The 21,455-nt window shown below is 71.2% G+C and carries 25 protein-coding genes, 1 pseudogene and 1 riboswitch; of the genes and pseudogenes, 19 read left to right on the top strand and 7 right to left on the bottom strand.

Going from position 1 to position 21,455, the window contains the following annotated elements; genetic code table 11:
- Positions 1–36: 36 nt before the first annotated feature.
- The 3 genes from ACWGJB_RS47970 to ACWGJB_RS47960 form a co-directional block, all read right to left on the bottom strand.
- Positions 37–510 carry a C40 family peptidase gene (locus ACWGJB_RS47970; protein WP_453386336.1) on the bottom strand — a complete coding sequence of 158 codons (474 nt, stop codon included), beginning with the start codon at positions 508–510 and terminating at the stop codon, positions 37–39.
- Between the two features lie 3 nt (positions 511–513).
- Positions 514–686, bottom strand: a riboswitch (cyclic di-AMP (ydaO/yuaA leader).
- A 372-nt stretch (positions 687–1,058) separates the two neighbouring features.
- Positions 1,059–1,367: a hypothetical protein gene (locus tag ACWGJB_RS47965; RefSeq protein WP_453386335.1), complete on the bottom strand. Its 309-nt coding sequence runs from the start codon at positions 1,365–1,367 to the stop codon at positions 1,059–1,061.
- A 7-nt stretch (positions 1,368–1,374) separates the two neighbouring features.
- Positions 1,375–2,010, bottom strand: coding sequence for an ATP-dependent Clp protease proteolytic subunit (locus ACWGJB_RS47960; protein ID WP_453386334.1), 636 nt, complete (start codon positions 2,008–2,010; stop codon positions 1,375–1,377).
- Between the two features lie 151 nt (positions 2,011–2,161).
- On the opposite strand from ACWGJB_RS47960, the gene ACWGJB_RS47955 reads away from it, so the two are divergent.
- From ACWGJB_RS47955 to ACWGJB_RS47920, 8 genes are all read left to right on the top strand, one after another.
- Positions 2,162–2,440: a type II toxin-antitoxin system Phd/YefM family antitoxin gene (locus tag ACWGJB_RS47955; RefSeq protein WP_453386333.1), complete on the top strand. Its 279-nt coding sequence runs from the start codon at positions 2,162–2,164 to the stop codon at positions 2,438–2,440.
- A gap of 340 nt (positions 2,441–2,780) precedes the next feature.
- Entirely contained in the window at positions 2,781–3,083 is a 303-nt protein-coding gene (locus ACWGJB_RS47950; RefSeq protein ID WP_037782101.1) for an urease subunit gamma, read from the top strand.
- 11 nt (positions 3,084–3,094) lie between these two features.
- Positions 3,095–3,406: an urease subunit beta gene (locus ACWGJB_RS47945; protein ID WP_360494882.1), complete on the top strand. Its 312-nt coding sequence runs from the start codon at positions 3,095–3,097 to the stop codon at positions 3,404–3,406.
- On the top strand, positions 3,399–5,120 hold the full coding sequence (locus tag ACWGJB_RS47940; RefSeq protein ID WP_453386332.1) for an urease subunit alpha: 1,722 nt from the start codon (positions 3,399–3,401) through the stop codon (positions 5,118–5,120). Before ACWGJB_RS47945 ends, ACWGJB_RS47940 begins: the two co-directional genes overlap by 8 nt.
- A gap of 15 nt (positions 5,121–5,135) precedes the next feature.
- Positions 5,136–5,813 carry an urease accessory protein UreF gene (locus ACWGJB_RS47935; RefSeq protein WP_453386331.1) on the top strand — a complete coding sequence of 226 codons (678 nt, stop codon included), beginning with the start codon at positions 5,136–5,138 and terminating at the stop codon, positions 5,811–5,813.
- Positions 5,814–5,919: 106 nt separating this feature from the next.
- On the top strand, positions 5,920–6,600 hold the full coding sequence (gene ureG, locus ACWGJB_RS47930) for an urease accessory protein UreG (RefSeq protein WP_453386330.1): 681 nt from the start codon (positions 5,920–5,922) through the stop codon (positions 6,598–6,600).
- A complete protein-coding gene (locus ACWGJB_RS47925) occupies positions 6,597–7,358 on the top strand; it encodes an urease accessory protein UreD (protein WP_453386344.1) in 762 nt (253 codons plus the stop codon). The genes ureG and ACWGJB_RS47925 overlap by 4 nt, the downstream gene beginning before the upstream one ends.
- 130 nt (positions 7,359–7,488) lie before the next feature.
- Positions 7,489–9,090, top strand: a complete 1,602-nt coding sequence (locus tag ACWGJB_RS47920; protein ID WP_453386329.1) for an alpha/beta hydrolase — start codon at positions 7,489–7,491, stop codon at positions 9,088–9,090.
- Positions 9,091–9,151: 61 nt separating this feature from the next.
- Here ACWGJB_RS47920 and ACWGJB_RS47915 read toward each other — a convergent pair whose 3' ends face one another.
- Positions 9,152–9,877, bottom strand: a complete 726-nt coding sequence (locus ACWGJB_RS47915) for a lysophospholipid acyltransferase family protein (protein WP_453386328.1) — start codon at positions 9,875–9,877, stop codon at positions 9,152–9,154.
- A gap of 525 nt (positions 9,878–10,402) precedes the next feature.
- Here ACWGJB_RS47915 and ACWGJB_RS47910 point away from each other — a divergent pair.
- From ACWGJB_RS47910 to ACWGJB_RS47885, 6 genes and pseudogenes are all read left to right on the top strand, one after another.
- Positions 10,403–10,687 (top strand): annotated as a pseudogene (locus tag ACWGJB_RS47910) (hypothetical protein); the annotation flags it as partial.
- 152 nt (positions 10,688–10,839) lie between these two features.
- Entirely contained in the window at positions 10,840–11,691 is an 852-nt protein-coding gene (locus ACWGJB_RS47905; RefSeq protein ID WP_453386327.1) for a COG4705 family protein, read from the top strand.
- 239 nt (positions 11,692–11,930) lie between these two features.
- Positions 11,931–12,404, top strand: a complete 474-nt coding sequence (locus ACWGJB_RS47900) for a hypothetical protein (RefSeq protein WP_453386326.1) — start codon at positions 11,931–11,933, stop codon at positions 12,402–12,404.
- 204 nt (positions 12,405–12,608) lie between these two features.
- Positions 12,609–13,400, top strand: a complete 792-nt coding sequence (locus tag ACWGJB_RS47895; protein ID WP_453386325.1) for a COG4705 family protein — start codon at positions 12,609–12,611, stop codon at positions 13,398–13,400.
- A 126-nt stretch (positions 13,401–13,526) separates the two neighbouring features.
- Entirely contained in the window at positions 13,527–13,895 is a 369-nt protein-coding gene (locus ACWGJB_RS47890) for a BlaI/MecI/CopY family transcriptional regulator (RefSeq protein WP_453386324.1), read from the top strand.
- A 4-nt stretch (positions 13,896–13,899) separates the two neighbouring features.
- On the top strand, positions 13,900–14,694 hold the full coding sequence (locus tag ACWGJB_RS47885; RefSeq protein WP_453386323.1) for a M56 family metallopeptidase: 795 nt from the start codon (positions 13,900–13,902) through the stop codon (positions 14,692–14,694).
- A gap of 80 nt (positions 14,695–14,774) precedes the next feature.
- Here the strand turns inward: ACWGJB_RS47885 and ACWGJB_RS47880 are convergent, their stop codons facing one another.
- Positions 14,775–15,425, bottom strand: coding sequence for a phosphatase PAP2 family protein (locus tag ACWGJB_RS47880; RefSeq protein ID WP_453386322.1), 651 nt, complete (start codon positions 15,423–15,425; stop codon positions 14,775–14,777).
- A gap of 664 nt (positions 15,426–16,089) precedes the next feature.
- On the opposite strand from ACWGJB_RS47880, the gene ACWGJB_RS47875 reads away from it, so the two are divergent.
- Positions 16,090–17,427: an MGDG synthase family glycosyltransferase gene (locus tag ACWGJB_RS47875; protein ID WP_453386321.1), complete on the top strand. Its 1,338-nt coding sequence runs from the start codon at positions 16,090–16,092 to the stop codon at positions 17,425–17,427.
- Positions 17,424–18,191 carry a polysaccharide deacetylase family protein gene (locus tag ACWGJB_RS47870; protein WP_453386320.1) on the top strand — a complete coding sequence of 256 codons (768 nt, stop codon included), beginning with the start codon at positions 17,424–17,426 and terminating at the stop codon, positions 18,189–18,191. The genes ACWGJB_RS47875 and ACWGJB_RS47870 overlap by 4 nt, the downstream gene beginning before the upstream one ends.
- A 71-nt stretch (positions 18,192–18,262) precedes the next feature.
- Here the strand turns inward: ACWGJB_RS47870 and ACWGJB_RS47865 are convergent, their stop codons facing one another.
- Positions 18,263–18,541 (bottom strand): GlsB/YeaQ/YmgE family stress response membrane protein, encoded by a 279-nt coding sequence (locus ACWGJB_RS47865; protein WP_360494825.1) that lies wholly within the window; start codon positions 18,539–18,541, stop codon positions 18,263–18,265.
- A 198-nt stretch (positions 18,542–18,739) separates the two neighbouring features.
- Positions 18,740–19,162, bottom strand: a complete 423-nt coding sequence (locus ACWGJB_RS47860; RefSeq protein ID WP_453386319.1) for an ATP-binding protein — start codon at positions 19,160–19,162, stop codon at positions 18,740–18,742.
- 241 nt (positions 19,163–19,403) lie between these two features.
- Between ACWGJB_RS47860 and ACWGJB_RS47855 the strand changes: the two genes are divergently transcribed.
- From ACWGJB_RS47855 to ACWGJB_RS47845, 3 genes are all read left to right on the top strand, one after another.
- On the top strand, positions 19,404–19,766 hold the full coding sequence (locus ACWGJB_RS47855; RefSeq protein ID WP_453386318.1) for an STAS domain-containing protein: 363 nt from the start codon (positions 19,404–19,406) through the stop codon (positions 19,764–19,766).
- A 442-nt stretch (positions 19,767–20,208) separates the two neighbouring features.
- Positions 20,209–20,619 (top strand): DUF6153 family protein, encoded by a 411-nt coding sequence (locus ACWGJB_RS47850; protein WP_453386343.1) that lies wholly within the window; start codon positions 20,209–20,211, stop codon positions 20,617–20,619.
- Positions 20,620–20,701: 82 nt separating this feature from the next.
- The gene (locus ACWGJB_RS47845; protein WP_453386317.1) at positions 20,702–21,325 is read left to right on the top strand and encodes a DUF305 domain-containing protein; all 624 of its coding nucleotides are present in this window, start codon (positions 20,702–20,704) and stop codon (positions 21,323–21,325) included.
- Positions 21,326–21,455 lie beyond the last annotated feature (130 nt).

Genomic DNA, 21,455 nt, shown 5'->3' with positions numbered 1-21,455 from the left:
TTCCCGCCGGCCGGCCGCTGGGTGCTGCTGAGCGGGTCAGCTGACCCGGCCGTACCAGACGCTTCGCGTCCAGATCTTCTGGAGCTTCACCACGTCCCCGGTCCTCGGGGCGTGCCAGATCCTTCCCTTCCCGGCGTAGATGCCGACGTGGTACACGCTGGAACCCGAGTGGAAGAAGACCAGGTCCCCGGCCTTGCGGTTGCCGGCCGAGATGTGACGGGTCTTGTTGTACTGCTGGGCCGCCGTACGCGGGAGCTTCTTGCCCGCCTTCTTGAACGAGTACAGCGTGAGCCCGGAGCAGTCGAACCGGTTCGGTCCGGTGGCACCCCAGCTGTAGGGCGAGCCCTTCTTCGAGGCCGCGATCCGAAGTGCTTTCGTCCCTATCGTGGCGGCCGAGGCGTCGGAGGCGACACCCGGGATCACGATGGAACCGCCCACGGCGGCGATGGTGAGCGCCGAGGCCGTGCCGGCCCGCGCCATCAGCGACGGGACACGATTGAGCGCAGTCATGCGCAACCCTTCGTCAGCCGCCTGTGAAGGATGACCTGTCGGATTCGGGCTGGCGAAGTTGCCCGGCCGCGTTGCCACGGCTTCACCCCAAGGGCTGCACGGCCCGGTCATGCTGCGACCGTTCCGGCGACCCGTCGTGCTTGGGTCCTCCACTCCTGCCGATGCACTTCCGTCGACCGGGCATCCGGGCGGCGGCAGGACTCGGCGTCCGCCCGGATCGCCCCGCCGCTGTGGCGGGGGCTTGTCGTCAGACAGGGATCTTCACGCAACCGTGTCCGAAAATCCCAACGCAACCGTGGATTTGTGGGGTTACTCACCACCCACCCGTTCGGGTGGACAGCACTGTGTTCGATTATTCGTCAACTGCCCGACGTAGCCCCGGACCTGCAACGAAGCCTTCCGCGGGCACCTGTGAGCACGCACCTTGAGCGGGCCCGGCGGTCAGGTAAAACCACGCCATCCTCCGCCGAACGGCGGTAACCCCTTTGGGTCGTTTCAACTCCGGTCCGGCCGACCGGTGGACGCGTCGCTGCGGACTTCGCCGGGCGTCACCGTACGCAGTCGGGCGGGAGTGCGACGCGCGCGGTCCGGCGCTCGCCGTCGAGTACCCGCAACGCCCGTGCCAACGTGTCCTCGTGAAGCTCCGTCTCGCCCCGTCGATGCATCAGGGCTAGCGCGTCGCGCAGCTCCGCCGCCGCGCGCACCAGCGCCTGCGCGGCGCGCAGCCCACGATAGGTGTCCTCGTTCTGCGCCGGGTTGATTCGGCCCAGCAGGTCGACCACGTCCAGATAACGGTCGATCAACTCGCCCTCGGCGCGGGTCAGCGCGGGCAGCGGCGGCAGCTCCGGTGGCAGCATCGGCCGCTCACCCCGCGTCCGGCAGACCGAGCGAGGTCCGGCGGCTGGGCACGATCCGGTCCACCAGTCCGTACGCCAGCGCCGCCTGCGCGTCCAGCACCAGATCCCGCTCCAGGTCCTGGTGTACCTGGGCCGGTGTGCGCCCGGTGTGCCGGACGAGCATCTCTTCGAGCAGCGCGCGGGTCCGGTCCAACTCCGCCGCCCGGATGACCAGATCACTCGGCTGGCCCTGTACCGGTTCCGGCAGCGAGGGCTGCTGGAGCACCACGCGCGCACCCGGCAGCATGGAGCGCTTGCCCGGGGTGCCCGCCGCGAGCAGCACCGCGGCCGACGCCCCGGCCTGCCCCAGGCAGATCGTCTCCACGTCACAGGTGACGTACTGGACGGTGTCGTAGATCGCGGCCATCGCGTTGAACGAGCCGCCCGGAGAGTTGATGTACAGCGAGATGTCCCGCTCCGGCGCCGCGTGCTCCAGGTACATGAACTGCGCCATCACGTCGTTGGCCGAGGTCTCGTCGACGGGCGCGCCGAGGAAGACGATCCGCTCCTCCAGCAGCTTCGAGTACGGATCCAGGGTGCGCTGCCCGGCGCTGGTGCGTTCGGTGAACTCGGGCAGGACATAGCGGGCGGACGGTCGGGTCATGGCGTACCCCTCCTCGCGGCTGAGCTGTCTCAGCGGCCTGACTCTCCGTAAGAAATGTACAGGACGTACAGAACTTCGGGTGGGTGCGGTGAGGGGATTCCGCTGTCGCCGAACAAGATGTGTTGTCCGGGGTGCCCCGTAAGCTGGGGGCATGGCCTACGAGATTCCGGTGACGCAAGCCAGGGCTGAGCTCGCCGAACTGATCAACCGGGTGGTGTACGGCGGTGAGCGCGTTGTCGTGACGCGGCACGGCAAGCCTCTCGTCGCCCTCGTCTCCGCCGCCGACCTCGAGCGCCTCGAAGAGCTTTCCGAAGCCGCCGAGGGCCAGGTGGTCAGCGCGGTCTCCGCGGTCCGCGAGACCGCCGCCGTACGCCCGGAGCGCGGCCGCTTCGGCATCACGGCCGAGCACCGGGGCGCCGCGGGCTCCTGACCCGACCCCTGCCGTGACATCGGCCCTCCCCCGGAACGTCGGGGGAGGGCCGACGCGTGTGCCGACGGCCTCCGGCGACCCGGTGTTCACCCGTCCGGGCGTGCGGGCGGCGGTGGAGTGGCAGCCGACGGCGCGGGTGGTGCGCGCCGGGACGCGGCCCATGCACCGGTCATCAGACGATCAAGGTCCGGTTAACGTCGTCGAAACTCCGGCGAACTAGCCTGCCGATCCACGCCACCAGGGGTTTTCGTATCCGGGTCGGGTTCCTGAGCCCGATCTGTCGCGGTGGCTGCGGCAATCGGACCCCGCACGGTCCGGAGCGAGGACTGTGAGGTGGGACGTGCAACTGACCCCGCACGAGCAAGAGAGGCTGCTGATCCACGTGGCGGCCGACGTCGCCGAGAAGCGCCGGGCCCGCGGACTGCGGCTGAACCACCCCGAGGCGGTCGCCCTCATCACGTCGCACATCCTCGAAGGCGCCCGTGACGGCCGTACCGTCGCCGAGCTCATGGCCTCCGGGCGCAAGCTCCTCACCAGGGACGACGTCATGGAGGGCATCCCCGAGATGATCCACGACGTCCAGGTCGAGGCGACCTTCCCGGACGGCACCAAGCTCGTCACCGTCCACGACCCGATCGTCTGAGGGGGCCGCCGATGATTCCCGGAGAGATCCTCTTCGCCGACGAGCCCATCGTGTACAACGAGGGCCGCGACGTCACCCGGATGACCGTCCTCAACGCCGCCGACCGGCCCGTCCAGGTCGGCTCCCACTACCACTTCGCCGAGGCCAACCCCGGATTGGAGTTCGACCGGGGCGCCGCGCGTGGAAAGCGGCTGAACGTCGCCGCCGGCACCGCTGTCCGCTTCGAGCCCGGCATCCCCGTCGACGTCGAACTCGTCCCCCTCGCCGGGGCCCGGGTCGTTCCCGGGCTGCGTGGGGAGACCGGAGGTGCCCTCGATGCCTGAGATCTCCCGCGCCGCCTACGCCGACCTGTTCGGACCGACGACCGGCGACCGGATCCGGCTCGCCGACACCGACCTGATCGTGGAGATCGAGGAGGATCGTTCCGGCGGGCCCGGGCTCGCCGGGGACGAGGCCGTCTTCGGCGGCGGCAAGGTCATCCGCGAATCCATGGGCCAGTCGCGCGCTACGCGCGCAGAAGGCACCCCCGACACGATCATCACCGGCGCGGTGATCATCGACCACTGGGGCATCGTCAAGGCCGACGTCGGCATCCGCGACGGCCGGATCACCGGCATCGGCAAGGCGGGCAACCCCGACACCATGGACGGGGTCCACCCGGAGCTGGTGATAGGGCCCGAGACCGAGGTCATCGCCGGCAACGGGCAGATCCTGACCGCCGGCGGTGTCGACGCGCACGTCCACTTCATCTGCCCGCAGATCGCCGACGAGGCACTGGCCGCGGGGATCACCACGCTGGTCGGCGGTGGTACGGGCCCCGCCGAGGGCTCCAAGGCCACCACCGTGACCCCGGGGCCGTGGCACCTCGCCCGGATGCTGGAGGCGATGGAGCAGTACCCGCTCAACATCGGCTTCCTCGGCAAGGGCAACACCGTCTCGCACGAGGCGATGGTCTCCCAGATCCGGGGCGGGGCGCTGGGGCTGAAGCTGCACGAGGACTGGGGGTCCACCCCCGCGGTCATCGACGCGGCCCTCACCGTCGCCGACCGCACCGGCATCCAAGTGGCCATCCACACCGACACGTTGAACGAGGCCGGGTTCGTCGGTGACACCCTCGCGGCGATCGGCGGGCGCGGGATCCACGCCTACCACACCGAGGGTGCGGGTGGCGGGCACGCGCCGGACATCATGACGGTCGTCTCCGAGCCGCACGTACTGCCGAGTTCGACGAATCCGACGCGGCCGTACACCGTGAACACCGCCGAGGAACACCTCGACATGCTGATGGTGTGCCACCACCTGAACCCGGCGGTGCCGGAGGACCTGGCCTTCGCCGAGTCACGGATCCGGCCGTCGACCATCGGGGCGGAGGACATCCTGCACGACCTGGGTGCGATCTCCATCATCTCCTCGGACGCGCAGGCCATGGGGCGCGTGGGCGAGGTGATACTGCGGACCTGGCAGACCGCGCATGTGATGAAGCGGCGGCGCGGCGCGCTGCCGGGCGACGGACGGGCCGACAACCACCGGGTACGGCGCTATGTCGCCAAGTACACGATCAACCCGGCGCTCGCCCAGGGGCTCGCCCGTGAGATCGGGTCCGTCGAGAGCGGTAAGCTTGCCGACCTCGTGCTGTGGGAGCCCGCGTTCTTCGGGGTCAAGCCGCACCTCGTCGTCAAGGGCGGCCAGATCGCCTATGCGCAGATGGGCGACGCCAACGCGTCGATCCCCACCCCCCAGCCGATTCTGCCGCGCCCCATGTACGGGGCGATCGGGCGGGCGCCGGCCGCCAACTCCTTCAACTTCGTCGCCCCGCTGGCCATCGAGGACGGGCTGCCGGAGCGGTTGCAGCTCGGGAAGCGGTTCGTCGCCATCGAGTCGACCCGTGGGGTGACCAAGGCGGACATGCGTGAGAACGACGCGCGTCCGAGGGTGCGGGTCGACCCCGACAGCTTCGCCGTGTACATCGACGGAGAGCTGGTCGAGGCGGCACCGGCCGCCGAACTGCCCATGGCCCAGCGCTACTTCCTGTTCTGAGAGCCGGTGTCTGTGATGTCTCGGGCAGCGTTGCTGGTACTGGCCGACGGTCGCTTTCCCGCCGGGGGGCATGCGCACTCCGGCGGTGCGGAGGCGGCCGTCAAGGCCGGGCGGATCACCGGGGCGGCGGGTCTGGAGGAGTTCTGCCGGGGGCGGTTGCACACGGCGGGGCTGGTGGCGGGTGCGTTCGCCGCGGCCGCGGTACTCGGTTTCGAAGTACGGGAGTTGGACGCGGCGGCGGACGCACGGACGCCGTCGCCCGCGCTCCGGGGCACGGCTCGCAGGCTCGGGCGACAGCTGCTGCGGGCCGCGCGGGTCACCTGGCCGGGGGCCGAGCTCGACGCCCTGGCACAGGAGTTCCCCAAGGGTGCTCATCAGCCGGTGGTGTTGGGAGTGGTCGCCCGGGCGGCGGGGCTCTCGGCCGAGGACGCGGCCTACTGCGCCGCGTACGAGTGCGTGAGCGGGCCGGCCACGGCGGTCGTGCGGTTGCTGAGTCTGGACCCGTTCGAGGCGACGGGCGTGCTGGCTCGGTTGGCGCCCGAGGTGGACCGGGTGGTGGAACGGGCCGTGGAGGCGGCGCGGCGGGGGGCCGCGGGGGGTGGGGTGGACGAACTGCCCGCGGGTTCCGCGCCGTTGCTGGAGATCGGGGCGGAGTGGCATGCCGGGTGGGCGGTGCGGCTTTTCGCGTCCTAGCTGGTACGCCCCCCTGCCGTCCCCAGACCCCGCCTCGGCCTGAACGGCCTCGTCCGCAAAGGCCGGACGGGCTGCGAAGCGGGCCAATCCCATGAAGGAGCCGTACATGCATCTCGACCACAACCACCACCACGGCCCTGCCGCCGTCAGCGCCGACGCCCGGCGTCCCGACGGATCACGGCGTGCCCTTCGTATCGGGCTCGGTGGGCCCGTCGGATCCGGGAAGACGGCTACCGTCGCCGCTCTCTGCCGGGCCCTGCGCGACGAGTTGTCCCTGGCCGTCGTCACCAATGACATCTACACGCGTGAGGACGCCGAGTTCCTGCTGCGGGAGGCCGTGCTGCCGCCCGAGCGGATCACCGCCGTCGAGACGGGAGCCTGTCCGCACACCGCGATCCGGGACGACATCTCGGCCAACCTCGAAGCCGTGGAGGACCTGGAGGACGAGGTCGGGCCACTGGATCTCATCCTCGTCGAGTCGGGCGGGGACAACCTCACGGCCACCTTCTCCAAGGGGCTCGTGGACGCGCAGATCTTCGTGATCGACGTGGCCGGTGGCGACGACATCCCGCGGAAGGGCGGCCCCGGTGTCACCACCGCCGACCTTCTCATCGTCAACAAGACCGACCTCGCTCCCTACGTGGGGTCGGACCTCGCGCGGATGGCCGCCGACGCGAAGGCGCAGCGGGCCGAACTGCCGGTCGTCTTCCAGTCGTTGCGTGGCGACGCCGGTGTCGCGGACGTGGCCCGGTGGGTGCGGGAGCGGCTCGGCGCGTGGACGGCATGACCCTCACCGGGGTGCGCGCCGGAGCGCGGATCGTCGCCCGGGGCGATGGCCGGGGCGGTACCTCGCTTCCCGTGCTCGAGGGGGAGGGGCCGCTCGCGCTGCGGCGCACCCGGGGGAGCGGGGCCGAGGCCCGGGTGATGGTCGTCGGGGCGATGAGCGGGCCGCTCGGCGGGGACCGGTTCGGGATCGAGGCCCGGGTGGAGGACGGGGCCCGGCTGTGTGTGGGCTCGGCCGCGGCGACCATCGCGCTGCCGGGCCAGCTCAAGGGCGAGGCCCGGTACGACGTGCGCCTCGACGTCGCCGACGGTGGTGAACTGCGCTGGCTGCCCGAGCAGTTGATCTCCGCGCAGGCGAGCGACCTGTACGTCTCCACCCGTGTCGACGTCGGGCCGGCCGGCCGGCTGGTGCTGCGGGAGGAGCAGGTGCTCGGGCGGGTGGGGGAGGAGCCCGGGCGCCTCACCAGCCGGCTCACGGTGCGCGTTGCCGGAAGAGCGCTCCTCGACCAGGAGTTGGCCTGTGGACCCGGGGCGCCCGGCGGCTGGGACGGGCCGGCTGTACTGGCGGGACGGCGCGCGGTGGGCCAGCTCGTCGTCGTGCGACCGGAGTTCGCGGCGGAGCCGGTGGTGGCCCGGATGCTGGGGGAGTGCGCGGCGCTCACTCCGCTCGCCGGGCCCGCCGTGCTCGTGAGTGCGGTGGCGGCCGACGCGCTGCTGCTCCGGCGGGTGCTGGACGAAGCGTTGGACCACCTCGGTGGCTGATCCGCTCAGCGGGACGTGATCGTCCGGTTATCGGATTGGTAAAGACGGCTGTCACACCCTGTTCTCAGGAGGTTCACAGCCGGAAGGATCCCCCCTGACTATTCGTAACCAAGTACGGGGAGGGGCCCACTTGAGGGACAACTTCAGATCGAGGAGCCGGGTACTCGCGTTCGGTACGGCCGGGGCGCTCGTCACCGCGAGCCTGATCACCGGTGCGCTCGCGGCGCCCGCGTCCGGCGCCGAGGCCCGGCACGGGCAGGACCGTGAGCAGTGGGGCGCGGCCGTCGCCGCCGCGCATGCCGCCAAGGCCGGGATCGACTGGGCCGACTGCCCGGCCGACTGGGCCCTGACGAAGCCCGTCCAGTGCGGCTGGGTCAGCGTGCCGCTCGACTACGCGAAGCCCTACGGCAAGCAGATCAGGCTCGCCGTCGACCGCATAGGCAACACGGGGACGAAGGCGGAGCGCCAGGGCGCGCTCGTCTACAACCCCGGCGGCCCGGGCGGCTCGGGAATGCGCTTCCCGCTCCGCGTCACCACCAAGAACCCCCTGTGGGTCAACACCTCGAAGGCGTACGACTTCGTGGGCTTCGACCCGCGCGGTGTCGGCCACTCGGCACCCATCTCCTGCGAGGACCCGCAGGAGTTCGTGAAGGCCCCCAAGGCCGATCCGGTGCCGGACACCGAGGCGGACAAGACCGCGCAGCGCAAGCTCGCCAAGGAGTACGCGAAGGGCTGTGCCGAGCGCACCGGCCGGGCGATGCTCCAGCAGATGACCACCGCGAACACCGCCCGCGACCTGGACGTCATCCGGGCCGCGCTCGGCGAGAAGAAGCTCAACTACCTCGGTGTCTCCTACGGCACCTACCTCGGTGCGGTGTACGGGACGCTGTTCCCGGGGCACGTGCGCCGGATGATCGTCGACAGTGTCGTGGGCCCGTCGCGGGAGAACATCTGGTACCAGGCCAACCTGGGCCAGGACGTCGCCTTCGAGGGCCGCTGGAAGGACTGGGAGGACTGGGTCGCCGCGCACGACTCCGCCTTCCACCTGGGGACCACGCGGGACGCCGTCCAGGCCAAGTGGCTCCAGCTGCGTGCCACCGCCAAGGCGAACCCGATCGGCGGGGTCGTCGGACCGGCCGAGCTGATCGGCTTCTTCCAGAGCGCGCCGTACTACGACTCCTCCTGGGTCCCGGTCGCCACGGTGTTCGGCAAGTACTTTGCCGGTGACACCCAGGCCCTGGTCGACGCGGCCGCCCCGGACCTCTCCGACACCGCGGGCAACATCACGTCGGAGAACGGCAACGCCGTCTACACCGCTGTCGAGTGCACCGACGCCAAGTGGCCCACCAGTTGGAAGAAGTGGGACCGCGACAACACCGAGCTCAACAAGCAGTACCCCTTCATGACCTGGGCCAACGCATGGCTGAACCTCCCCTGCGCCACCTGGCCGGTCAAGCAGCAGACCCCGGTGCACGTCACCACCCACAAGGGCCTGCCGCCGGTGCTGATCGTGCAGTCCACCCGTGACGCCGCCACCCCGTACCCGGGCGCCGTCGACCTGCACAAGCGCTTCGAGGGCTCCCGCCTCATCACCGAACAGGGCGCCGGCTCGCACGGTGTGACCGGCCTGGTCAACCCGTGCATCAACAGCCGTGTCGACACCTACCTGCTCACCGGGAAGCTGGACGGCGCGGACGTCACCTGCACGCCGCACGCGACACCGCAGCCGTAATCCGTCCGCAACGGCGTCGAGGGGCGGCGGGAACACTCCTGCCGCCCCTCGTTGTACGAGGTCAACTCAACGGTGCGCGCGGGAACTTGCGCTCCCTGATGCCCTTCGTCGCCGCCTGCCCGGCCTTGACGACGGCCGCGTACTCGTCGACGTACTCCTGCTCGGAGAGGGTCAGGATGGCGTACATGATCTCGTCGGTGATCGCGCGCAGGACGGCCTTCTCGTTCTCCATCCCGGCGTAGCGGGAGAATTCGAGAGGCTTGCCGAAGCGGATCACCACGGGGTGGATGTTCGGGATGACCTTGCCCGGCGGCTGCGCCTCGAAGGTGCCGATCATCGCGCAGGGGATCACCGGGACACCGGCCCGCAGCGCCATCACGGCCACGCCGACCTTGCCCTTGTACAGCCGGCCGTCGTGCGAGCGGGTGCCCTCCGGATAGATGCCCAGCAGCTCGCCCCTGCTCAGCACCCCGAGCCCCTCCCGGATCGCGGCCTGGCCGGCCTCCTTGCCGGAGCGGTCCACCGGGATCTGTCCGGCGCTGCGGAAGAAGAACGCGGTCAGCCGGCCCCGTACGCCCGGCCCCGTGAAGTACTCGGCCTTGGCGAGGAAGGTGATCCGCCGCTTGAGGACGGCCGGCATCAGGAAGTGGTCGGCGAAGGAGAGATGGTTGCCGGCCACGATGGCCGGGCCCGACGCGGGCACATGTTCCAGACCTTCGATCCGGGGCCGGAACGCCAGCCGCAGCAGCGGCCCCAGCAGCACGTACTTGAGCAGGTGGTAGAACACGGCTCGCCCCTCACTTTGCCAGCTCCCCTGCGAGCTGGTGTTACCCCAGGTCAGTATTGGTTACACGGCAGTTGGTTCAGGTGCGCCCGTCGTCGTCCGGTGCGATGTTCGGTCGGCCTCATGCTGACCCTCTACCGGCTGGCCTGACGGCTGGTCAGGCGCCTGGTCGGTGTGGCGCAGGTCGACAGAGCACCGCTCCGCCTTGTTGTGCACGTGACTCCCTCATCCTTGCGATGTGGCTGGGCAATGGGCGGGGCTCTGGCGACGGCTGTCGTCGTCGGTGCCCGACATCGGGTGTGGGCCTGTCCGAGGGATCTTCAATCTACCTGGGACATGCGCGGAGGAGTACCGTCGAGTGTCTGATTCGCTGGCTCAGCGGCCGACCCGGCGCTCGGCCGACGCGGCGCTCGGCCGACGCGGTACGACGGTCAGGATGCGTTCAGGTGGTCCGTGGCACGGTCGGGCCTCATGGCACACGAGACATCACATACCCCGGTGCCTTCAGCGGCCGGCGCCGAGGCACCATCGGGCCGCCTGTTCGCCCTGGTCATCGCCGCCGTTGCGCCGGCCCACTTCGCGCTCGGGCTCGACGCCGTGTGGAGCTTCTGGATCGCCTACATCCTGACCCGCCCGCTCGGGGCCTCCATCGGTGACTACCTCTCCCAGCCGACCGGAGACGGCGGCCTGGGCCTGGGCACCGTTGTCACCAGCGCACTCTTCCTCGCGGTCATCCTCGGCCTGGTGGTGTATCCGGCGGTGACCCGGAAGGACGTGGCGCAGCCTCGGCAGACGGCACGACACGCGGTCTGACCAGGCATGTGACAGGCATTCAGGAAGTGTTCGGGCCGACCCTGTCAGGGTCGGTGGTTGCGATCGCGCCGTCGCGGTCGTCCATCCGGCAGGGCGCTCGCCCCCATCGCGGGGCGCGCCCCGCTGTCCGACCACACAAGGAGCCCCCCACCTTGCAGCAGCCGGAAGCCCTCACCGACCTCGACGTCGCGAGCACGACGAAATCGGTGATGAAGAAACTGCCCGAAGTCACCCTCGCCTTCTGGATCATGAAGATCGCGGCGACGACGCTGGGCGAGACCGCCGGGGACCTCTTCGCGCAGACCCTGAAGCTCGGTTACTTCCTCACCACGATCGCGCTGTTCCTGATCTTCGTGGTGACGCTCGTCGTCCAGCTCCGCTCCCACCGCTACAACCCGTTCTTCTACTGGACGGTCATCCTGTCGACCAGCATGGCCGGCACCACCATGTCCGACTTCATGAACCGCGACGCCAGCACCAAGTACCTCTCCGGCGGCGCCACTTCACTCGGCTGGGGACCGCAGGGCCTCGGCCTCGGCTACCCGGTCGGCGCGGCGATCCTCATCTCGATCCTGCTGGTCATCTTCGCGGTCTGGTGGCTGAGCGGGATGACCTTCCAGATCCGCGACATCGTCACCTTCCGCGGCGAGGCCCTGTTCTGGTCGGCGATCCTCGTCTCCAACACCCTCGGCACCTCCATGGGCGACTTCCTGTCCGACAGTTCCGGGCTCGGCTACGCCGGTGGCGCGCTGCTGGTGACCGGGGCGCTCGCCCTCCTGGCCGTACTGATGAAGGTGCCGGCGGTGCCGAACGTCCTGCTGTTCTGGATCGCGTTCGTCCTCACCCGCCCGCTCGGCGCGACCGCGGGCGACTTCCTGACCAAGCCGGTCGCCAAGGGCGGACTGAACCTCGGTACCGCCGGCTCCTCGGCCGTCCTGCTGGCCGTTCTGCTCGGCCTCATGACCTACGCGCAGGTCCGGGAGCGCAGGGCTGCCACCTCGTAGCCGACGGAGCGGAAAGGCCGGCCGATCCGCAGCCGGGCGTGCGTCGTCGTCCAGCAGGGTGCCGCAGATGGTGCGCATGGACCGGGCGGCCTCGGCTGTCACCTGCCTGGTCGGTCACGGTGCCCCCGGACGCAGGGCAGGTGTCCGCCGAGTGGTGCCCGTTGAGCAGGCCGGAAGGTGGAGCCTGATTCCTGTGGCGTTCTCACCGTACGCCTACCTCTACATGATGTAGTACTCGCTTGGTCGATCGCCCGGAGTGCCGCACGCGCCCGGGTGGTCGGAGGACGCGTCTGTCCCGCTTCGCCGGCCAGCGTGCCAAGACCGCTCTGGCCACGGCGCTCCTCGCGCCGGTCCTGCCGTGCGTCGTGGTCGCCGCCGCCAGTTCACCGCCACTGCGCATGACCCTGGCGGTGCGCTTCGCCACCCACCACGCACGCGTCGGGATCACCGCCATCGACGTGCGCGCCGTCAACACCACGGGGACGCGACTCGTCCCGCACTTTGCCAGCCGCACCGGCCAGGGTGCCTCCAACTGGTGGACCGTCGCCGCCGGCCCCGGCGCCCTGGCCCCGCACTCCTCCGCCGACTACGTCGTCAGACCTCCGGGCGGTTTCCGCGCGGTGCAGCCACGGACCTGTCTCATCGCGGTCACCGGCACCCCTATGACGATCACGACAGCCCGAGTGCCGGCGGACGCGCCCTCGGATCGGTGAGCGGACGGACGGCGAAACGCCCTCACCGAGCAGGCGAAAGCGCCCTCCTATCATCGCTCCGGCCATCCTGACCAGGGGCTCTGTCGAGGCGTTCAGGTTGCTGTCAGGTTGGCGGTGGCGTTGTGAAACTCATGCACCAGAAGCCTCAAAACAATGGCAAAGGCATCTGTGGCACCGGGAGTTGATCGTGCCATCGTGCGGGCCATGACCACAGAGCGTCTCCTCGACGACCGCCCCCTCGACCCCCTGCGCACCATGGCGAACAAGGTGCCGGAAGTGACTGTCTACTTCTGGATCATCAAGGTGCTCACCACCGGGATGGGCGAAACCGCATCCGACCTTCTGGCCCGGGTGCTGGGCCCGGTGCCGGCGGTCGGGCTCGGTGGTCTCGCCCTGGCGGTCTCCCTGACCGTGCAGTTCGCGGTCCGCCGGTACATCGCCTGGGTGTACTGGACCGCTGTTGTCATGGTCAGCGTGTTCGGCACGATGGCCGCCGACGTGCTGCACATCGGTCTCGGTGTGCCCTACACCGTGTCGACGCCGCTCTTCCTCATCACGCTGGCCGCGGTCTTCGTCCTCTGGTACGCCGTCGAGCGCACCCTGTCCATCCACAGCATCAACACCCGAAGCCGCGAGTTCTTCTACTGGGCAACCGTCCTGGCCACCTTCGCCCTCGGCACGGCCGCCGGCGATCTCACCGCGACCATCGGATTCGGCTATCTCGGCTCGGTCGTCCTCTTCGCCGTGGCGATCTGTCTTCCCGGGCTTGCCCACCGCTTCGGCGCCTTGAACGCCGTCCCCGCGTTCTGGACGGCGTACGTCATCACCCGCCCCCTCGGCGCTTCCCTCGCCGACTGGATGGCGCTCGGCCACACGCGGGGCGGCCTGGGGCTCGGACTGGCACCGGTCACCCTCGCCTGGACCACCGCCATCGTCTGCTTCGTCGGCTACCTCGCCGTCTCCCGCCGGGACGCGTCCGGCGCGAAGGCGGCCTGAGATACGCCGACCCCCAGGTGAAGGCCGCGACCAGGAGTGGCAGTGGCTCCGGCGGCCGCCGCTCCGCGTCCGTCGGATCGCCGCCGTCGACGGCCGCTCGGCCCGTGCGTGGCGCCGCGAGGAGAGTTGGAGAGCAATGTGCTCGCCGCGCTCTGGGCCGCCGCAGGCCCGCAGACCGCGCGGGAGGTCCGCGAACGGTTGCCGGGCGATCTTGCCTACACGACCGTCCTGACCATCCTGTCCCGGTTGTACGAAAAGGGCATGCTCGTGCGGCACCGCGAGGGCCGTGGCTACGCCTACGAACCGGCCCGCGACGAGGCGTCCCACACCGCCCAGCGCATGCACTCCCTGCTGGCGGGCGGTTCCGACCGTGAGGCGGTGCTGGCCCGCTTCGTCTCGGAATTGTCCGAGCAGGACGAGCACCTGCTGCACCAGATCCTGTCCGGGCACGGCACCACACCCGCCGAGAGCAAGCGCCCCCGCGGGAAGCGGTGAACCAGTGCTGATCAGCGTCTACATCCCGTTCCTCGTCACCGCCGCACTCGCGGTCCTCGCCGCCCCCGTGGCGCGTCGGCTTCCTCCGCGCCGGGCGGCCTGGGCCCTGGCCTGCGCCGCGCTGGTGACGGCGGTCGGCTGGGCGGGATCGCTCGCTCTGCTGGCCTTCTCCGGCGTGGCGCAGGTCCCGGAGATCGCCGAGGAGGGCCGCTGGTCGGTGGCGGCGCTGCGCGCCGAGGACCCGGTGTACCTGGTCGTCGCGGCCGGCAGCGCCCTGGTGCTGGTCACCTGCGTGGTCTCGCTGGTCGTGGCCGCCGTACGACAGGCGCGCCAGTTGGTCCGGGCGCGGCGGGAGTGCGCCCATCTGCCGGGGCGGACGGAGCTGGCGGTGGTCGACGACGACGTCCCGCTGGCCTTCGCGCTGCCCGGGGCGCCGGGGCGGATCGTGGTCTCACGGGGGATGCTGTGCTGCCTCGGCGACGACGAGCGTGAGGCGCTGCTCGCGCACGAGCGGGCGCATCTGCGCGGGCGCCACCACGTCTTCCAGAGCCTGTGGCGGCTCACGGCCGCGCTGAATCCGCTGCTGCGGCCGGTGACCGTCGCGGGTGAGTTCGTCCTGGAGCGCTGGGCCGACGAGGAGGCCGCTGAGTGCGTCGGTGACCGCAGGGCCGTCGCCCACGCTGTGCCCACCGAGTCCAATCCCGCCTGCCCATCTGCGCCGCCGCACCCGCATGCCGTCGGCAGTGCCCGGGCCGGTCCGCCTCGGCGGCAGGCGCGCGGGGGATCCTGCCCTTTGTGAGCGGGCCCTGTCTTCCCTGGCTGGGCGCGCCGCCGCGGCACGTGTCACCGGGCGTGGCCGTTACGGGCCGCCCATCGAAGTCACAGGGCGGACTGCGTGGCCACGGCGGGTGTGGCCGTAAGGAACGGGCGTAGTGCCCCATGGCTCAGGGAGTCGATCAGCGGGGTGGCCCAGCGGCGCGACGCCAGGCTGATCAGGAAGGCGACGGGCAGGGCGAGGACCGCGGACCCGAGGACGTCGTGGGGGTAGTGGGCACCGACGTAGACCCGGCTGAAGCCCTCCACCACGGCGAACACGGCGGCGATCGCGCTCAGCCGGCGGTCCAGCAGGAACAACGCGGCCACCGAGGCGGCGGCCACTGTGCTGTGCCCGCTGGGGAAGGCGTAGTCCGAGGGGGCGGGGCAGGTGTCGACGAGATAGGCGTGCGGCATCGACCGGCAGGGCCGCACCTCGGCCACGATCCTCTTGACGATCTCGGCGGCGGCGAAGGCGATCACGACGGCCACCGGCGCGGCCAGCGCGAGGGTCATCGCCTGTGCGCCGCGGCGCCGGGCAGTCCACCAGCCCGCGATCATGAGGATCGCGAAGACGCCCAGTCCGAAGTTGGTCCACACTTCCATCGGCGCGTTGAGCCAGGTCGTGGCGCGGGCGAAGTCGGTGACTGAGGTGAACAACGATCCGTCGATGCCGGATCCGTCGAATGCCAGTCGCGCGGTGGCGGCCGCGGCCATAACGGGACGTCCCTCCGTATGAGTACGCCGACAGAGGACGGGACGAGCACGAGACGACGTGGCTCGGGGCCGCGCAGCCGAACGGCTCCCGCCTGCGCGATGGCGCCTTGGTGACATTGCGCTGATGCGAAGATGGCTGCCCGGTAAATCTACTACATCTTGTAGATGGGTGGCCGGTCGAGGCGTGCCGCGGATGGCGGCCCGTCGGGCGGCGGACGCGACGCGTGGTGGCCGGACTCCGCCGGTCGACGGCGCCTCGCGCGTCCGGGGCTCGGTGCGGACCGGGTCCGTGCTTCCGCCGCGGGAGCGTCACGGCCGGATACGGCCGTGGTCCTGCCGGTTCGACGGGTGCGGAGCCGCTCGATGGTGGCGGGCAGCGGTCCGGCGGCCATGACCGCGGCGACGACGGGGGCCAACCTCTACGTCTTGTAGTAGGTTCACTTGCGCCCACCCCTGGGGCGTTGAGCCCGGGGGTGCTCGAACTTCTCGGGCCTGGTGGCCGTTCCCTAAGTTCTACATCATGTAGTAGCTTCGGTGTTCGGCGCCACCGCGATCGAGTCGTGGCCCTGGATCGCGCGCAGGCGCGGCCTCGGCCTGCCGCGGTGCCGTCCGGCCCGGAGCATGCCCGGCCGCGCCCCGTATCCCGTCAGGAGGCTGATCGACCGTGCCCCACCGCGACGACCTGGTGCCGGAGCCGGTGCCTTCGCCGTCCGCCGCACCGCCGCAGGACCCGGGCACCGGGCGGATCGCGATCATCTCCGCCGGCGTCGGCGCGGGACACGACGGCGCGGCCGCGGGGCTGGCCCAGAGGCTCACCGAGCACGGATTCCGGGTGGACCGGCATGACTTCCTCGACCTGCTGCCCGCTCAGGCCGGCCGCCTGCTCTGCGGTACCTACCACCGCATGCTGACCTGGATGCCGGAGGGCTATCAGCGCCTGTACGCGGCCACCGACCGGGCTTCACGCCCCGGTGTGGTGTGGCGGACACTGTTCCGTGCTGCCGAGCAGCGCACACTGCGGGCGCTCGCGCCGGATACCTGCGCGGTCGTCTCCACCTACCCGGGAGCCAGCCAGGTCCTCGGCGCGCTCCGCCGGCGCGGCCTGCTGACCGTTCCGGCCTTCACCTACCTGACCGACTTCTCCGTCCACGCCCTGTGGGTGGCCCCCGGCATCGACGCCCATCTGGCCGTGCACCCCGTACCGGCGGCCCAGGCCCACGCGCAGGGCGCGGCCGCCGTCACCGTCGCCGGCCCCGTCACCGATCGGCGATTCACCCCCGCCAACGCCGGACAACGGGCCGCCGCCCGCGACCGGTTCGCCCTGCCCGAGCACGGGCCCCTCGCCCTGCTCGTCGCCGGATCGTGGGGAGTGGGCCCGGTGCGACGGGCCGCCGCCGAGATACAGGAGACCGGAGTCGCGGTACCCGTGGTGGTGTGCGGGCGCAATCAGGCCCTCGCGGACCAGTTGCGCCGGGACGGTATCGAGCACGCCTTCGGCTGGGTGGACGACATGCCGGGCCTGATGCACGCCTGCGACGTCCTGGTGCAGAACGCCGGCGGGCTGACGTCACTGGAGGCGTTCGCCGCAGGGCTGCCCGTGGTCAGTTACCGCTGCATCCCCGGTCACGGCCACACCAACGCCGCCGCCCTCGACGAGGCGGGCCTGGCGGCCTGGATCCGCGATCCGGCAGCCCTCGGCCCGATGCTGGCCGAACTCCTGCACGGACCGCGCGGCGAGGACCAGCGCGCGGCAGGACTTGCCCTGCACCGCTCGGCCCTCGGACCGATATCCGCCATCGCCGCCAGAACCGGGCCACAGTCCACGCCGGGCACACCGACTCCACCGAAGCGCTTCCCCGCGAGACGACGGATCGCCCTGACGGCCGTCACCGTGGCGGCCACGGCCTTCCTGGGCGTCGCCGCCCCACTCGCCTACGCCTACAACGAAACGCCCGCCCGCTTCAACGCCGTCGCCCACTACCTGGACGGAGACGGACGATGACCCCGGCCCGCCTGGCCCGTGCCACCGCGCTCGCCTCGGCCGTGGCATTGCCCGCGCTCGCCGCCCTGAACGCCGCACCCGGGATCTCCACGCTCGGCCCGCTGCGGAACACGGCCATGCCCCGCCTGGCCGGCCAGGGCCGGCCCGACCACGTGGCCCTCACCTTCGACGACGGCCCCGACCACCTCTCCACCCCGCACTTTCTCAGAATTCTCGACGCGCGCGGGGTGCGGGCCACCTTCTTCCTGCTCGGCTCGATGCTGGTCCGCTCACCCGGGTTGGCGAAGGAAATGGCAGCCGCCGGGCACGAGATCGCCGTACACGGCTGGCACCACCGCCCCCTGCTGCTCCGCGGTCCCCGCACCACGTACGACGACCTCGCCCGGGCCCGCGATGCCGTGGGCGACGTCACCGGCAGGCCACCGACGCTCTTCCGGCCGCCGTACGGGGTGATGACCACGGTCACCCATCTGGCCTGCCGCCGCCTCGGCCTGACCCCGGTGCTGTGGACCTGTTGGGGCGAAGACTGGCGCAGGCGGGCCACCCCACAGTCCGTCGAGCACACCGTCCTGACAGACCTGCGCGGTGGCGGCACCATCCTGCTGCACGACTCCGACTGCACCTCCGCCACCGGCTCCTGGCGCACCACCCTCGGCGCGCTGCCCCGCATCCTCGACGCCTGCCAGGCTCGCGGCTGGCAGGTCGGCCCCCTCCACGAACACGGCATCCCGGCCGTTCGCGTCCGTCGGAACTCCGGGTCCTGACGCCGACGGCTCCCGTCCCGAGAACCAGGGAGGGAGCCGTTCAGGTGGTGCAGGCGGGTGGCTTCAGCGGGTCATGCGTGTCGGTGCGAGCGCCGGTTTCCGGTGACGAGGCGGTAGAGGAGGAGCAGGATGAGGGAGCCGACGATTGCGGCGATCCAGGTGGACAGGTCGAAGAACCCGTCGATGGAGTCGACGCCGAAGATCACCTTGCCGAGCCAGCCGCCCAGCAGACCGCCGACGATGCCGATGAGCATGGTGACGATGATGCCGCCAGGGTCTTTGCCCGGCATCAGGGCCTTGGCGATGGCGCCGGCGAGCAGGCCGATGATGATCCACGCGATGATGCCCATGGTGCGTCTCCGCTTCCTCGGATAAAGGCTGTGTCAGCTCATCGTGTGCACCGATCGCGCCCGAACAAACGTCTCATCCGGGTCGAGGTCATAACGGTTCCTGATCCGAGGGGGGGAGTGGGCGACGTCACGCGGTCCGGGACCGGTTCGCCCTCTTCGCGGATGATCCGGCCTCGCGCCCGAACGAGCTTGCGGCGCTCAGCGGGGGCCTGACGGTGAGTCGGCCCGACGCGCATCGCCGACCGGGCCGTCGGTCAGAGCGATCCGGGCTATGACACTCTTGCCGGAGGGTTCGGGGCGGACGTGGAACCCCTGGACGACGGCCATGACGATCTCCAGCCCGTGCTGACCGACCCTTCCGGGATCTCCCGGCCGGGCGGCGGGCTGTGCACGGGCACTGTCCCGTACGGTCACCTCCACGGCCTCGTCCGCGATGCGCAGTTCCATCCACAGCGGCCCGGGGGCGTACTTGCGGGCGTTGGTGACCAGTTCGCTGACCACCAGCCGGGTGAGGTCCACGGCCCGCGCCGACACGGCCACACCGTGGTCCGTCCGGGCACGGCCGAGGAAGTCCGTGGCGAGATGACGTGCTTCGCCTATACAGGCGTCGTCGCCGTCCAACGGGACGGCGGTGGCTATCGGACGAGGACTCGGCTCTCCTGCGCCTTCACTGCCGGCAGACTCCACGCTTCGTCACCTTCGTTCCCATCGTCCGTCGGCACCTGATCCGCGCGCCGCGCCTCCTGCTCGTTCCTACTCCAAGTGCCCGGTCCTACGGGCGCTGTTCCCCGTAGTATCAGCGCTGACTCCTCGCACAGGAGTTGGCGGTCCAGCCGCTCCAGCGAACGCAGTCGAGGACTCCGTGACAGACGCCCAGCCGGACCAGCGTGGCCAACTGACAGTCAGCGAATCCGTCCTCGACGGCGTCAGGGTCGTCGCCCTGCGCGGCGAACTGGACCACACCACACGCGATCTCGCCAGGCAGGCGCTGAACCCGCCCGCCACCGACGCGTTCCCGCGGACCGTCGCCGATCTCACCCGGCTGACCTTCATGGACTCGGCCGGCATCAACGCGCTCATCGCCGCTCACCGCGCGGCCACGGACGCCCAGGGCTGGCTGCGGGTGGCCGGTGCGCAACCGACCGTCCAGCGGGTACTGGAACTCGTCGGCATCGACGCTCTCATCCCCTGCCGTCCGACGGTGCGCGAAGCGCTGGAAGGCTGACCTCGGAACGCGCGCCGTAAGCTGCGCACGCCATGCCGTTGGCACGCATATGCGAATACCGAAGGGGCATCCGCATGGCGAAGCCGGACACCACCGTTGATCTGGTGAGGCTCCTTTCGGACGGCGACCGGGACCTGGCGGCGGTGTAGGTCGCCGAGGTGTCGGCGTCGCTGGGCAGTCGCGTGAGCGCGGCCGAGGCCGACCGCGAACTTCGCGAACGCTACGGAGCCTTGGTGGCGGCGTGGCGTGCCGGGGGAGCCGTTCGCCGGGGTCACGACAGGGCGGACTCCCCGAGCCGCCGATCCGGTTCGGCGGGCAGCTCGGTCCGTGCCCTTACGACGGCCGACGCGAGCCGGGTTGCGGGCGGCGGCGAAGGCGACCGCGGCGGGTCGGGGACGTGTCCGTCCCGGTCCGCGCTCAGACCGTGCATAGGATGACCCCGATGTGCCCCACCGAGCAGCCCACCCCGCCCCCGCCGCACCGGCGGTGGCGAGCCCTGCTCGTGCTCGGCCTGCTGGCCGGACTGCTCGCCATGCATGCGCTGGCACCCGGCGGTGCCATGGGTTCCGGCGGGCACCGCGGTCAGGAGCGGGTCTCGCCCATGACCGCCATGGTCACCGCGTACGACGGCTGCTCCGGCGACGACGGCCAGTGCGGCGGCAACCACGCGCACCACGCCGACGCGACCTGCGCCTCGGGCGCGGTGAGCGGCGGACCGGCGCTGCCGGCCCTGGTCCCGGACCCGGTACCCGTCCCCGCGGCCGCCCGCCCGGCCGGCTCCCGCCCGGCCACACCACCGGACGGCGCCCGCGCACCCCCCGACCTGGCCGAACTCCAGCTCCTGCGGATCTAGAGGCACCCGAGCCGGCCGTGCGCGTACCGCGCCGCGGTCATGCTCCCGCGTGCCCCCTCACATCCACCGCAGGAGATTCAGCATGAGCACCAGCCGTACCCGTACCCGTGCCGTCCTCGTCGCGCTGACCGCGACCGCCGCCCTCGCCCTCACCGCGTGCGGCAGCGGCGACGGCACCGCCCACAGCGGCACACCCGCCACCGCACACGCCGGCGCGTCCGCGTCGGGCAGCTCCGCCGGCGCGCACAACGCCCAGGACGTGACCTTCGCGCAGCGCATGATCCCCCACCACCGGCAGGCCCTGGAGATGGCGGAGCTCGCCGCCGGCCGGGCCTCCTCGACCCGGGTGAAGGACCTCGCCGCCCGGATCGAGAAGGCCCAGGACCCGGAGATCAAAACCATGTCCGGGTGGCTCAAGGCCTGGGGCGAGGACGTGCCCATGGCGGGCATGGACCACAGCGGCCACACCGGCATGGCCGGGATGATGGACGACACGGACATGACCGCGCTGAAGAAGGCCGAGGGGACGGACTTCGACACGATGTTCCTGACCATGATGGTCGAACACCACCGGGGCGCCGTCGAGATGGCCACCACCGAGCGGTCCCAGGGCGCCTACGCCCCGGCCACCGGCCTGGCCGGTGACATCGTCACCGCCCAGAACGCCGAGATCAAGGAGATGAAGCAGCTCCTCGGCAAGGGCTGACCAGGGGAGGGGGGGGGGGGGGCGCCGGCGCGCGCGCGCCCCCCCCCCCCCCCCCCCCCCCCCCCCCCCCCCCCCCCCCCCCCCGCCCGCCCACCACCACCCCCACCACCCCCCCCCCCCCCCCCCCCCC

Source organism: Streptomyces sp. NPDC054813 (assembly GCF_053611365.1).
Note: the sequence above shows the minus strand (reverse complement) of the source record. Positions and strands in the feature narration are given on the sequence as shown.

Coding starts and splice junctions, on each gene's coding strand:
- ACWGJB_RS47945 (WP_360494882.1), top strand. CDS start 3,095: ATGATTCCCGGAGAGATCCTCTTCGCCGACGAGCCCATCGTGTACAAC.
- ACWGJB_RS47965 (WP_453386335.1), bottom strand. CDS start 1,367: ATGCTGCCACCGGAGCTGCCGCCGCTGCCCGCGCTGACCCGCGCCGAG.
- ACWGJB_RS47925 (WP_453386344.1), top strand. CDS start 6,597: ATGACCCTCACCGGGGTGCGCGCCGGAGCGCGGATCGTCGCCCGGGGC.
- ACWGJB_RS47940 (WP_453386332.1), top strand. CDS start 3,399: ATGCCTGAGATCTCCCGCGCCGCCTACGCCGACCTGTTCGGACCGACG.
- ACWGJB_RS47845 (WP_453386317.1), top strand. CDS start 20,702: ATGAGCACCAGCCGTACCCGTACCCGTGCCGTCCTCGTCGCGCTGACC.
- ACWGJB_RS47870 (WP_453386320.1), top strand. CDS start 17,424: ATGACCCCGGCCCGCCTGGCCCGTGCCACCGCGCTCGCCTCGGCCGTG.
- ACWGJB_RS47955 (WP_453386333.1), top strand. CDS start 2,162: ATGGCCTACGAGATTCCGGTGACGCAAGCCAGGGCTGAGCTCGCCGAA.
- ACWGJB_RS47935 (WP_453386331.1), top strand. CDS start 5,136: ATGTCTCGGGCAGCGTTGCTGGTACTGGCCGACGGTCGCTTTCCCGCC.
- ACWGJB_RS47850 (WP_453386343.1), top strand. CDS start 20,209: ATGTGCCCCACCGAGCAGCCCACCCCGCCCCCGCCGCACCGGCGGTGG.
- ACWGJB_RS47895 (WP_453386325.1), top strand. CDS start 12,609: ATGACCACAGAGCGTCTCCTCGACGACCGCCCCCTCGACCCCCTGCGC.
- ACWGJB_RS47970 (WP_453386336.1), bottom strand. CDS start 510: ATGACTGCGCTCAATCGTGTCCCGTCGCTGATGGCGCGGGCCGGCACG.
- ACWGJB_RS47865 (WP_360494825.1), bottom strand. CDS start 18,541: ATGGGCATCATCGCGTGGATCATCATCGGCCTGCTCGCCGGCGCCATC.
- ACWGJB_RS47880 (WP_453386322.1), bottom strand. CDS start 15,425: ATGGCCGCGGCCGCCACCGCGCGACTGGCATTCGACGGATCCGGCATC.
- ureG (WP_453386330.1), top strand. CDS start 5,920: ATGCATCTCGACCACAACCACCACCACGGCCCTGCCGCCGTCAGCGCC.
- ACWGJB_RS47960 (WP_453386334.1), bottom strand. CDS start 2,010: ATGACCCGACCGTCCGCCCGCTATGTCCTGCCCGAGTTCACCGAACGC.